Below are 12882 nucleotides of genomic sequence, written 5' to 3'. Positions count from 1 at the left end.
TAAAATGAAAAAGGAAAAGGAAAAGGAAAAGGAAAAGGAAACGAAAAAGGAAAAGAAAACAGAAAAAGAAAAGGAAACGAAAAAGGAAAAGAAAGCAGAAATGGAAAAGAAGAAAAAGAAAGGGGAAACAGAAAAGGAGAAGAAAACGGAAAAGGAAAAGAAAGAAGAAAAGGAAACGAAAACGGAAAAGGAAAAGAAAGCGGAAAAGAAAATGAAAAAGGAAAAGGAAACGAAAAAGGAAAAGAAAACTGAAAAAGAAAAGAAAAAATAAAATAAAGTAAGGAAAACTTAAAAACAGTTTCGAAAAAACAAGCTGTATAGCCAATAGTTATTATTGGGAAGTACTGTTCAATTCTTTCCAATCAAACAGCTGCTAATGCTAAAAGATATGGATTCCAATTTCATATTTTCGCTCTTCCTAAAAAGGAATGTAAAATAAATGACGCTCTTTCCAAAGTATTGGTTGGGATTATGAATAAATCGTAACCAACAACTTTGGAGGGAGGACATTTGGCGATTCTACAACTCCTTTGCAAAAGAAGATCTTTAGGTACGATGCTTTTTAGTTTTCATACTCGATTGATCGCTACATTGTGTACGAATATCAAAGTGAAAAGAAATGCCAAATAAATCAAAACTGGAAGGAGCTGTATTTCATTGACCTGGAAGCATTTGTATAACATTTGGACAAGTTACCCCAATTTAAATCATGAAATGCGTTTTATGCTTGAAGAAATGAAGGATGATGAATTAACAATTGAAGACGCCTTTTATAAAAATTTGGAATTCGGGACGGGTGGTATGCGAGGGGAAATTGGTCCAGGTACGAATAGGATGAACATTTATACCGTTCGAAAAGCGACTGCAGGACTTGCTGAGTATATTCAAACGTTTGGTAACAATGCAAAATCCAGAGGAGTCGTAATTGCATATGATTCAAGACATAAGTCTCCCGAATTTGCATTGGAAGCAGCCAAGACTTTGGCAACAAAGGGAATTAAAGCTTATTTATTTGATGAATTACGGCCTACTCCACAGCTCTCTTTTTCCGTTCGTAAGCTGGATGCATTTGCAGGTATCGTCATTACAGCAAGCCATAATCCGCCTGAATATAATGGGTATAAAGTGTACGGGTCAGACGGGGCACAGCTCTCTCCTGAAGCGGCGAATCAAGTCATTAATTACGTGAACGCGATTGGAAGTGAGCTTTCCATTGCTGTTGAGGAAGAAGAAATCCTAAAGGACAGAGGACTCATTCAAATCATCGGTGAGGAGCTGGATATTGCTTATAATGAGCATTTGCTCACTATTCCGGAAGATTTAAAGCTAGCAGATGAAATCGATGTAAAGCTCGTGTTTACACCGCTTCACGGTGCAGCAAATAAATCAGTAAAACGTGCTTTGCATGATCTTGGATATCGAAATGTCCATATTGTTAAACAACAGGAAATCCCCGATGCTAACTTTCCTACTGTAAAAGTGCCTAATCCTGAGGAACATGCTGCTTTTGAGTTGGCCATTGAGCTTGGAAAGCGTGTCGACGCTGATTTATTGATTGCCACCGATCCGGATGCGGATAGGCTCGGAATTAGCGTGAAAAATAATGCAGGAGATTATGTCGTATTAACAGGCAACCAAACAGGCGCTCTCTTTTTGGATTATTTAATTTCACAAAAACAAAAGAAAGGGACTCTTCCTGAAAATGGAGTCGTATTAAAGACCATTGTAACTTCAGAAATCGGAAGGGCGATTACAGAGCAAAATGGTTTGAAAACCGTAGATGTTTTAACTGGGTTTAAATTCATTGCTGAAAAAATCAATGAATTCCACACAAGTGGAGAACATTCTTTCCTGTTTGGCTTTGAAGAAAGTTATGGATATCTAATCAAAGATTTTGCTCGAGATAAGGATGCGATACAGGCTACTATTCTGGCAGTGGAAGTCTGTGCCTATTACAAAAAGCAAGGAAAAACGATGTACGAAGGTTTACTGGATGTTTTCAGTAAATACGGATATTACTTGGAAGATTTGCGATCGTTGACTTTAAAAGGAATCGAAGGTGCCAGACAAATTGAAGCGATTATCAATGAATTCCGTGAAAATCCGCCAGATCGAATCTCTGGTCTTCAAGTAGTGGTTCAAGAAGATTATCTCAGCAGGAAAAAATTCATGTTTGCGTCAAATAGGGAAGAGGCCATCAAACTCCCAAAATCGAACGTCTTAAAATACTTTCTTGAAGATGGCACATGGGTATGTTTACGACCTTCCGGAACAGAACCTAAAATTAAATTTTATTTCGGTGTTCATGGAAGCTCGATGAAGGAAGCGAAAGGGAAATTATCCACCGTTGTGAAAGACTTTATGAGGAGTATCAATAAAATGCTTTAAAGAAGGGCTCCCTTTCAGAGGATCTTCTTAAAAAACTAGGGTCAGCATTCATTATGTAAAGAAATGCGGCCTTTTTTTGTCTATCATTAGATTAGTAATGTTTTCTAAATCTAGCGCATTAGCCTTACGGGGTCATAAATACCCTTCTAGAAATCAAGATTCCCTGTAGGTCTTACTTAGGTCTATCGGTTTTGAAAAGGGTCCTTATCCCATTGGTTGGGTATGATGGTGTGTGTGGTAGATTATAAGGGGCTGATGAGGATATTTATTACTATTGTACACTAATTGGAAGGTTGAGCATATAATATACTATTCCAATCCAATTCTTCAAATCCTTCCTATATAGTAGCCTTGCTGATACCGTATGACGTTACGTAGTACAGTTGTACAGGCCCTAGGATGGGCCTTATGAAAGGTGCTAAATGGGGAGGGTTTTTAAAAGGGTCCTCATGGGCGCTCATGTTGAGGCCATCCCCTATGAGAAAAGTCAAATAAGAAAAGAACCTTTAAAGATGAATTCTTAAAAGTGAAACTGTAACATGTACATAAAATCGACATTCAAACAAAAGAACCTCCCCATAGTTCCTACCTGGAGATATGCAAATAGACTAAAGCTCCTAATAACTAGTGGTGATGCTCATTGCTGTTCCTAATTTTGATTATGGTGTCTAGCTCATACTACATAACTTCTGCGGAATGGAACAAGGATACTCAATTCTCGTGTTTCGATCAAGGACATCTTTCATATGCTATGCGTTAACAACTAAAAATTCGATTTAGCAAGCTTTAATTAAGTTCATGAAAGGGTTCCAAAACATGCCTGTACTTTTATATTGTTGCTGTGTTTATAGAAAACAGCGTATTAAATTTAAAATCACAGAATAATATTAGAAGTGAAACGGTGCTTTGTTCGTTATTTTTTTCTTTATGTATTCGTTTTATCTCAAGCTTTCTTCATTTTTATTATTAGGGAATGGAGGTTATTTCGATAATAGAAAATTTCAATCCCATGAACTTTTTTTAAAAAGACCTAAAACTTTTTCCTGTTAATGATACTCGAAGGTGAGTGAACATGAAAAATATAATAAAAAGAAAAATGATAAAAATACTTAGTGGAAACAGGGAAACTAGATTAATCGTTCAAGTTGCAGATACTCAAAGAAAAAGAGAAAAGGGCTTAATGTTTGTTGGGAATTTACCCGAAAATGAAGGAATGTTATTTGTGTTTTCAAAAGAAATATATGGTGGATTTTGGATGAAAAACACATTTATTCCTTTATCTATTGCATTTCTTGACTCAGTTGGGGAAATTCTAAAAATACTTGATATGGTACCTTGTCAAGAGTATATATGCCCTACCTATGATCCGGAAATACCATATCATTATGCGATTGAAGTGAATCTTGGATGGTTTGAAAAGAATCATATTAAAGTAGGGGATTATGTAAAGCTTGGTTGAATTCATATCACACCCTCATCTTTAGTTATTTGAAGTAAGTTATAAATGGATATTTATGTTAATGTTACTCGGAAGATTGTGAAGAATTGTCCTTAAACAAAATAAGGTGCTTTTACCTCATTACCAGGAGCTGCTGAGCAGCTCCTTTTCTTATGCAAATAGAGAGGCAGGGTACATCAATAAGGACTATCTATATTTAGATCATAATGAAGGTAAAATAACCAAGAAACAAATTGTTTTGGGCATATTTATTATCTTAACTTTTGTCAGTTCCCCTATACAATCAGATACAACAACAATGCCTTGTAGTATTCAAAAAATGAAAATTGGGAACCCCCAGAAGTAATATCAGAAACAGTAAGTAGCAATGGAAAAAACGGGTGCTTTCATATACTAAGGTCGACAAGTAAAATTACTATTGACCTATTTTGTTGGAATCTATTTTATCAGTTGCCAGGGTAGGACGTACGGATGCGTGGGACTTAATCGATGGACACATCCACTCAAGAATCATTATTAGAATTTGACTAAAACGAACATTAAATAAAAAAGAATGAATAGTAAAAACCTTTATACTCTAGAGGGCGCGTGACAGCAGTAACCGGGCATTTATTTTTCAGAGACAACGAAACGAAAATATGAAAAGTTGGTTAAAACCGTTTGACAGTGATAATCATTATCATATAAAATATTAATTGAAATTGATAATCATTTTCAATTAATCCTTTTTCATGTCGATAAAAAAATTTCAATACGACAATATGGACCAGTAAGATAAATATGGAAATTAGTCAACCTTATCAGAATAGATGTGAACTCTGACAAAAAAAAGTCTGACTGACAAAGAGTTAGATTTGATGAAGAGTTCAAAAAAATGAACGTGAGTGGGGGAGGAACACCTATGAATAGAAATTTTGTAATATTGGAATTATTTCAGCATCAAGTAAGCTGCTGCTGTCCTGGGCAAAAACACCAACATATCATTGAGTTTCTTCAAGGTGATGTTTGGACTATTACAAACGAACGGAAGTATGTTGATTGCCTAGGATGGCACTCTTTGATAGTTGTCAACAATGAGTTTCAGTTTTTTATGCATGTGGAAGATATTGAAGAACTATATTCCAACGGTAGCATTTGTTCGATTTTGGATTTGAACCTAAAAATAAACCATTTGAGTTTTAAAGTAAACGAAGCACTCGATGCACATGATAGGGAGTCATTTCTTGCTTTTGCCGATGAACTGAGCAACGTACAGAATATAAAGAATAAAATGGACTCTGGAAATATTCATGCTTTTTAAGAAAACAAGTCAATTTCATGAACATATAAAATAAAACAATGAATCATTTTTTCATTGTGATTCGTGTTGCTATATCAGGAAAGAAATGCTGCCGGTTTAGAAGTTGACTTTTATTTTTCATGCCCTTGCAATGGTGTAAGCGGTTAAGACGTTGAATTAAATAATATGATAACAAAAATTCGATGGAAAACCTGCCAACGTTGCCTTTATTAAATTCATTGGATTCACTTACTATAAAAGAAAAAACCCATCAAAAAGGTTTTGGAGGGTTTTGGGGAATGGCCAAAAATAGTGGATCATACGGGTAATGGAAATTTACAGAAAGAACCTCCATTTGGCTAGTTGATCCTTTAATAAAAGTATCATTCAATTGTATATGGTTAGGAGCATGCTTTGACCATTTTTTTCAAAACATGCTCTATCAAGATTTTTCGTATTAATTTGATACCACTTTGTTTCAAAGCTACAATACACTTCTCTTTTGATAGGATTCATACCAAGGCGCACATAGCTTCTCTCTTATGCTAGTTTTTTTTGTTTTTGGTCTAAGCGATGACTTAGGAAAGTTAGAAGACTTGCGAAGATGGCAACCAACCCACCTACCAATGTAACACTCATCAAATTTCCCTGATGGTAAACAACTCCTCCTAATGCTGAACCAAAGGCGATACCGACATTGCTTGCTACTGGCATCAGTGAAGCAGCTAGGCCTGTAGCTTTTGGTTGATAAATGCCGGCAAGATCTATCAAATAAAGCTGGGTGGATGTTGTTAAAAGGATGGCCATTAATGACATTAAGCTAATATTAACCAATCCAAAGATCAAATTATCTGTGGTCCAATATAAACTGATCAGAACAATTGCTTGAACGAGAAAAACAAACCGGAGGCGTCCGATAGCATTGTGGCTGGCAATTTTACCAGCAAGAATGTTGCTGAAAATAGAAATAAATCCGTAGCCAAACAATATCAAGCTAATTGAACTACTTGGTGCTTCCATTCCTTTCAGGATCGGAACAAGATACGTATAAACGGCATACGTTGCACCAAATCCAAGAGATGGAATGAAAAAAGCCATTAAGATTCGCGGGTGTGTTAACAAGGAAAATTGCTCACGCATTGAACTGCGAAATGTACTGTCCATATTAGGCAAAATGAAGAAAGACGCCAAAAAAGCAATTCCACCGAGAAAGGTCGTTAAAAGGAAAGTTGCATTCCAGTCGTACCAATCAGCGATGACAGTGCCTATTGGTACTCCGATTACATTTGCAAGTGTAAAACCACCGAATACGAATGATATAGCAAGTCCACGTTTTGCGATTGGCATCGTTTCGCTTGCAACAATCATGGCAAGCGAAATTAAAACTCCTGTTACGATGGCAGTCATCATCCGAAGAGCAAGGATCATGATGTAGCTATTCGAAATTACGCATAAAGCATTCAGGATGATGAACGAACCTATCAAAAATAACATCCATTTACGTTTTGGAAAATGGCTTGTTGTCGACATCACGAGTGGTGTCGCAATGGCAAACGTAATCGCAAACGCAGAAACGAGCGTACCTGCTTTTGCATTTGTAATCTGGAGACTCGAGGAAATATCGGTTAAGATCCCGATGATAACAAATTCGCTTGTCCCAAGAACAAATGTTAATAAAGTAAGTGTTAAGATGAGTAACCAATGTCGCTTGGATAATTCTGTGTCGTGCATAAATACCTCTTTTCTTAGATGAATGTAAATGTGCCACGGGGTAGATAAACAATTCAATTATCATATCATAAAAAATATTTAGGAGTAAAACACTTGCTTAGTTATCGTTTATTATTTCTTCCTGAAAAGCTTGTACCTGAATCATTCACTGTTTTTACCATAACTTGTTTTATAGTAGAACAAAAAATATCCAAAACGGATTAATAAGGAAAAGAATAATGATTCCGATGGTTCATGAAAATAAGCAAAAAAACAAACGGGAAAAATGGAAAAAGGATGGTAAGGGTAATCTGATGAGGGAAGTTGTCACCATCATAGCAAAAACGACAGACCTTGCAAGGTTAGATGCTAAACTCAATAATACCTACAATTTAAACATCAAGGATGATAAACAACATACAAATGGGAAGTGTATGAACATTAATGGAAAAATCCAATTCAAGAAATTCTGATGTTAAGTTATATGGAAAACAGCAATATCGTTAGTATGTAACTTATAAAATAACCGAACCGGAACTTATTATTCACTTTGTGTTTTAGCAGAATTACATGAAAGGTTCATGTTATTATCGGTTTTTATTCGGGGTATATTTCTTCTTTCTGATCTCATACTAAAGATAAGAAGGAGGGGGTTCCATGGCAAAACGAACCAAGAAAAATGATGCAGACCAAAAGAACAAACAAGGATTCAATTCAAACAAAACCGATTCAGAGTTTTCTCAAGAATTTGGTAGTGCAAACGCTAATCGAGCACATAAAAATAAAGCAAAAAAAGAAAAAGCATCTAAAAATCAAGGTGAGTGGAAAGGCATGCATTAATCAATGCTTGCCAAACTCGAACTATCATAAGTGATGGCTGCACCGGGTACAAGGGTGGAGGCTTTTCTTGCTTCTAACGGTTTACTGAACTTTATGTAAAGGAGCTTATTTAGATGACTCAATCTAAGCGACAAGAAGAACGCCAATGGAAAGATCGTAAACAATCGCAGAATCCACATGGTAAAGTTAAATCATTTGAACAATTATCTGAAGGCATGGGTAAAAATGAATCTGAAACTAAGTAAAACCGCTTAAGAATGAGAGGCTATCCCAAAGGTCCAGAGGCCCACATGAGGTCACTTACTTTGGGGTATCCTCTTTTTTGTCGTTACCTAAAGTTTTGTTGAAATTTACCCTTTATCAACCAATGGGGCAGAGTGGTTCACAAGCAAAGTGTCTTTGAAGGGGTAGTATTAGACATTTTAAGGAATTTGATAGATTAATTGGTTAAAATGATTTAGAGGTGATTTTGTTTTGGGATACACAGGGTTGTTTGTAATGCTGCAATTATTTTTATAATCGTAATTTCCAATAGGTTTTTTTATTGGTGGATAAAAGCTACAATAGTAGCTTATTATACTGTAATTTCTTATATCTTTATAAAAACTAAAAACAAAATTGATAGACAATTTGAGAATATCCTCCCTGTACCAGATGTATTTTGGGATAAGCATTCAGGATGGGTTGACATGATGGTTGGATATTTTTCCTGGCCTTTGGCAGTAATTCTCCTTTTAATTTATTACAAATGGTATAGAAGTGTACATAGCAAAACAGCTAATGGATTGGTTGTTGTAAGTTTCATTCCACCAACTGCCATTTTTTTATTTATTACTTTTTTTATTCGGATTTGGATATGGGTACAGACCATAAGTTTAGTGCTTGTTTATTACAATAGTTTGTGTTAACTCTTCAATAGATATAGAGCAACAAGCGGGTTAATAAGGCTGCCAAATGGCAGCCTTTTAAAAGTATAATTAATAATCATTTCAAAATAAGAAAGAAAAAGAATGATAGGAGTATTTTAGATATTTTGTATTTTTTACACACATTATGCATAAATTTGTAATGATAATGTAAAATTAGGTAAATATGTTTGTCACTTAAAGCTGATAAAATCATAAAAAAAGGATTTTATCGGGGGAGAAAATGAAAAAAATTATAGCATCTTTTGTAGTCTCAGGATTGTTACTATCAAATCCGTTGGTTAGTAATGCTGCATTGGGCGATCGGACGTTAAAAAGTGGAATGACCCATACCGAAGTAAAACAATTACAAGAGGTATTAAAGAAAAAAGAATATTTTAAGAGTAAGAATACAACTACATATTTTGGTACGGTTACTAAAAGTGCAGTTGTAAAGTTCCAAAAAAATAAAGGCTTAAAAGCTGATGGTATTGTAGGTCCAAATACATATAAAGCATTGGGTGTAAAAAAGCAGCCATCCACCGTAGCTAATGTGAATAAAGCAAGCAATAAATCTTCTGCTATAGTGAAAGAAGCAAAAAAACATTTAAATGTACGGTATGTATGGGGGGGAACTACGCCTAAAGGTTTTGATTGCAGCGGATTCCTAAAATACGTTTTTGATAAAGGCGCAGATGTCACTTTACCGAGAACGGTATCTGAAATTTATAAAAAGGGGACAAAGGTTTCCAAACTACAAGCTGGAGATTTAGTCTTTTATGAGACCTATAAATCTGGTGCCTCACATGCTGGTATTTATATCGGGGGTAATCAATTCATACACAGCTCATCATCAAATGGTGTAAGCATTACCTCTATGGATAATAGTTATTGGAAGAAAAGATATTTAGGAGCAAAAAGAATGTAATAGAGAAAATTTGCCAGTTCTTTTTTAGAAACTGGCTTTTATTTTTTAAAATTGTTCAACCACAAGTCCTATGTGATCCTTATCAATCTAATAAGGATGCTAGCATTAAACCCCGCAAATCCAGACTATTCATCAATTAACGTGGAGCAAGTTCCTCCAAATGTCCAATAAGATTTCATTTTTTTCATGGGTGGATGTATCCTTTAAAATGAAAAATAAAAAGACGAGTTGCCTCGTCTCAATTATGAAACTGTTGATTTATCCTGCTTCTTTTCAACATTCGTTAACTCAGGATTTTCCCCCTGATCCTTATCTTCATCATTTACTAATCCCTTGGTAGCACTTTTGAATTCAGTTAAAGTACGTCCAAAAGCTCTACCGATTTCCGGCAGCTTTTTAGGTCCAAATATTATCAAGGAAATGACAAGGATTAAAATTAAACCCGGTATACCTATACTTTGAAACATAATGCTTCCCCCAAGTAATTAAATATTTTAATTCCTATACTCATTTTTTAGAATTACTTCAATATAGAAATGCCGTTTGAATCCATTTCTTATCGAGTTTTTTTAGTCCTGATTTATTTTATCACCGTTGATATTTGTTTTTTTTATGCTCTTTCTAACTCTAAATTTATTACCTTTCTTGCCCATCAATGTTGAACCCACAGCTCTACCAAGTCCGAATTGTTTATGGACCCATCAAGTTTATTAAGGCACCCCTTAAAATTTCACAAAAAATGCAGTAAAGTACATGACTAATAGTCCGATTGCGAATCCAGAAAGGTTTAGCCATGAAACGTATGCTTCATTATGTTTTCTATGATCTTCAATGAGCATTTTCGTTATTACATAAATTACTTGAAGAATTGCCCCTGCACCTATACCAAGGAACAAAGATCCCCAAATTGGTGAGAAGATGAATCCGCCAACCCAAGTACCTACAATGGCAGGTGCACCTGCGATAACTCCCAGTAATAGAAAAACTCTAAATCGAGGTGTGGTCTTTAATAAAGGAGCAGCGATTCCAATCCCTTCCGTAATGTTGTGCAGGGTAAACCCGATAATTAAAAAGGTGCCTAAAGCCGCTTCACCTAGTGCAAAGGAAGAGCCAATTGCCAAACCTTCTCCAAAGTTATGAAGCCCTATTCCGGTAGCCATCAACAAAGCCAGACCAAATGGAGAATATCCTTTCTTTTCTTGTTTTCTTTGTTGATACTGATCAAAACCGATCAATAATAAGAAGGTTAATGAAGCCCCGATTATGACAACCATATTTCCCTGAAAGACTGAAGGTGCTTCAGCACCAATTTCAAATCCATCAGCTAAAGTCCCGACAAATAAGAATAAAAGGAGACCAACGGTAAGGGCGAGAATCCCATTTATGGATTTTCGTGAGAAGCGTTTCATAAAGGGATACCACAACAGCCCCAATGTAATCGGGACAATACCAACGTAAAAGCCGATTAAGCCGTAATTAAGAAAGTTGCTCCAGGTGGTTTCTGGAGTGAGTGTGGCAGCAGAAACTTCGCCTTCCGTGATAATCCCATTCTCTGTAATTAACTTAATCGTATGTGGATCACCTTCCACCCATGGATAGGAGATGGTCACCTTTCCCTCATCAAATCGTTCAAGTTTTGCTTGAGGAGAGACCTTGTAATTCCACACTGAATCATTAACCATCACTTGGGAAATCGTTAAGGATTTGGGTCCGGTATTACTAACAAATATTTCGAAACCGATTGTAGTTACCTTGATGCGTTCAATGTTCAAGACTTCTATCGGTGCTGAAGGAACTTTTTCAACACCTGCTCCATTCTTTAGCACCCATCCTAGTACTCCTATAAGGAATACTAACGGTATTAATACTGTAATCAATCTTTTACTCTTCATATTATCCCTCCTTTTTTTACTCAACCTCAAAGAATCCCATCCAGCCTAACTCAGCAAATTCACTTACATGGGCATGGAACATATATATTCCCTTGTACGGAAACCGAACTTCAATGATTCCGCGTTCTCCCTGACATTGCATGATGGTATCTGTGAACTGAGAGGAGTTATCGTTTCTCCCGGTTGGATAATACGTAAAGTAATTCGCATGTAAGTGAAACGAATTTAATAAATCGAATTCAGTTAAATTACTTAGATAGATCCTTACTAGTTGATCCTTTTTGATTTTAATAGGGTGATTCATAAATGCGAAGGCATAGCCATTCACCGTATAAAACTCGTTTTCGCCGTCTAAATCCAAATCATATCCATTCATAACCATGTTTAACTCAAATGCAGGCTCTCTTGGCTTCTTTGGATCAATAATAAAATTACCGTATAAGCCTTTATGGATATGTCGGGCTAGGGGGAGTACATGGCAATGGTAAATTTGTAATCCGTATGGGTTTGCTTTAAATTCGTACGTGAATTTTTGTCCAGGATAAATGGATGTTAAACCGTCCATCTCTGGAGGATGAATTCCGTGAAAATGAATAGAGTGGGGATGGCTGCCCTTATTAATAAAGTGAAACCGTAAAAGGTCCCCCTCGGTACAACGAAAAGATGGTCCTGGAATTGATCCGTTATACGTCCAGCCTGGAAATTTAATTCCTTTGGCAATTTCGATTTCTTTATCAATTGCCACTACTTCATATTCCCGAAGGATTTGTCCGTTGGACAGCTTAGTAACTTTACCATAATCAAACTCTGTAAGGAGCCGTTCTGCCATTTTATAACCTGTGGTTTTTGTTTGATCAACCATATTTACATGACTGGAATGATCATTCTTTTGAGATGAATCAATGGATGCCTGAGCCACTGGTGGGAATTGTGCCATTTTATTCAGATAATATGACCCGGCTATTCCAAACGCACCAGCAGCCCCCATCTTTAAAATGTCTCTTCGTGAAACCTTTTTATCATCCGACATTTCTTGACCCCCTCCTAAAAAAGTTTCTTTAAGGAAACTTTTTGTTGTATAGGCTATACTTTAAGTTGGGTACAAGTTTCATGTCAACTATTTTTTTAGGCTACTTATTGCTCAGGTGGGGGATTTTCAACCGTATTAAGACTGGCGGGATTTTTTATAATCTATAAATAAAACAATATGTGCTCTATGAGACGGAAACTCTACAATAAGTCTCGTTTCATATACCTGAGTCATGCCCTAGACCTATTGATTTCGTACAGCCAGCTTTGAATAAGATCCTTAATTGAATCGAAGGCTTACGGTTGCGGTATAGCGAGTCATGATCTTTGCTTTTAGTTTCTATAGCCTCGCGCTTTGCTTCCAAGTTCGATTTTCAATCCCTGTTGAGCTGGGGGCAGCGCATTCTGTAGCACTATATGTTAAGGATGTCCTTAACCGAATCCTCTTTCGA

Annotated in this window: 12 protein-coding genes; 8 read left to right on the top strand and 4 right to left on the bottom strand. The window is 36.1% G+C overall.

The window, feature by feature from the left end; all coding sequences use genetic code 11:
* The 4 genes from ACQKNS_RS18745 to ACQKNS_RS18730 all read left to right on the top strand — a co-directional run.
* On the top strand, positions 1 to 271 hold a 271-nt coding region (locus tag ACQKNS_RS18745), incomplete at its 5' end, for a hypothetical protein (RefSeq protein ID WP_427644796.1).
* A gap of 386 nt (positions 272 to 657) precedes the next feature.
* Positions 658 to 2388 carry a phospho-sugar mutase gene (locus tag ACQKNS_RS18740; RefSeq protein ID WP_427644795.1) on the top strand — a complete coding sequence of 577 codons (1731 nt, stop codon included), beginning with the start codon at positions 658 to 660 and terminating at the stop codon, positions 2386 to 2388.
* Positions 2389 to 3460: 1072 nt separating this feature from the next.
* Entirely contained in the window at positions 3461 to 3847 is a 387-nt protein-coding gene (locus ACQKNS_RS18735; protein ID WP_427644794.1) for a DUF192 domain-containing protein, read from the top strand.
* Positions 3848 to 4748: 901 nt separating this feature from the next.
* Positions 4749 to 5147 (top strand): hypothetical protein, encoded by a 399-nt coding sequence (locus ACQKNS_RS18730; protein WP_427644793.1) that lies wholly within the window; start codon positions 4749 to 4751, stop codon positions 5145 to 5147.
* Positions 5148 to 5666: 519 nt separating this feature from the next.
* On the opposite strand, the gene ACQKNS_RS18725 is transcribed toward ACQKNS_RS18730, so the two are convergent.
* Positions 5667 to 6857: an MFS transporter gene (locus ACQKNS_RS18725; RefSeq protein ID WP_427644792.1), complete on the bottom strand. Its 1191-nt coding sequence runs from the start codon at positions 6855 to 6857 to the stop codon at positions 5667 to 5669.
* Positions 6858 to 7075: 218 nt separating this feature from the next.
* On the opposite strand from ACQKNS_RS18725, the gene ACQKNS_RS18720 reads away from it, so the two are divergent.
* The 4 genes from ACQKNS_RS18720 (at position 7076) to ACQKNS_RS18705 (ending at position 9509) form a co-directional block, all read left to right on the top strand.
* Entirely contained in the window at positions 7076 to 7309 is a 234-nt protein-coding gene (locus ACQKNS_RS18720; RefSeq protein WP_427644791.1) for a hypothetical protein, read from the top strand.
* Positions 7310 to 7493: 184 nt separating this feature from the next.
* The gene (locus tag ACQKNS_RS18715) at positions 7494 to 7676 is read left to right on the top strand and encodes a hypothetical protein (protein WP_427644790.1); all 183 of its coding nucleotides are present in this window, start codon (positions 7494 to 7496) and stop codon (positions 7674 to 7676) included.
* A gap of 113 nt (positions 7677 to 7789) precedes the next feature.
* Positions 7790 to 7921: a DUF6254 family protein gene (locus ACQKNS_RS18710; protein ID WP_427644789.1), complete on the top strand. Its 132-nt coding sequence runs from the start codon at positions 7790 to 7792 to the stop codon at positions 7919 to 7921.
* Positions 7922 to 8825: 904 nt separating this feature from the next.
* Positions 8826 to 9509 carry a C40 family peptidase gene (locus ACQKNS_RS18705; protein ID WP_427644788.1) on the top strand — a complete coding sequence of 228 codons (684 nt, stop codon included), beginning with the start codon at positions 8826 to 8828 and terminating at the stop codon, positions 9507 to 9509.
* 242 nt (positions 9510 to 9751) lie between these two features.
* Here the strand turns inward: ACQKNS_RS18705 and ACQKNS_RS18700 are convergent, their stop codons facing one another.
* The 3 genes from ACQKNS_RS18700 to ACQKNS_RS18690 all read right to left on the bottom strand — a co-directional run bounded on the left by ACQKNS_RS18700 (position 9752) and on the right by ACQKNS_RS18690 (position 12431).
* A complete protein-coding gene (locus ACQKNS_RS18700; protein ID WP_427644787.1) occupies positions 9752 to 9976 on the bottom strand; it encodes a twin-arginine translocase TatA/TatE family subunit in 225 nt (74 codons plus the stop codon).
* Between the two features lie 255 nt (positions 9977 to 10231).
* Complete coding sequence (locus ACQKNS_RS18695) at positions 10232 to 11401, bottom strand: ZIP family metal transporter (RefSeq protein WP_427644786.1); 1170 nt, start codon at positions 11399 to 11401, stop codon at positions 10232 to 10234.
* Positions 11402 to 11417: 16 nt separating this feature from the next.
* Entirely contained in the window at positions 11418 to 12431 is a 1014-nt protein-coding gene (locus tag ACQKNS_RS18690) for a multicopper oxidase domain-containing protein (protein WP_427644785.1), read from the bottom strand.
* Between the last annotated feature and the right edge of the window lie 451 nt (positions 12432 to 12882).

The organism is Peribacillus sp. NPDC094092 (genome assembly GCF_050279365.1).
Lineage (GTDB): Bacteria > Bacillota > Bacilli > Bacillales > DSM-1321 > Peribacillus.
The sequence above is the reverse complement of the archived record's forward strand: the minus strand, read 5'-3'. Positions and strand labels throughout refer to the sequence as shown.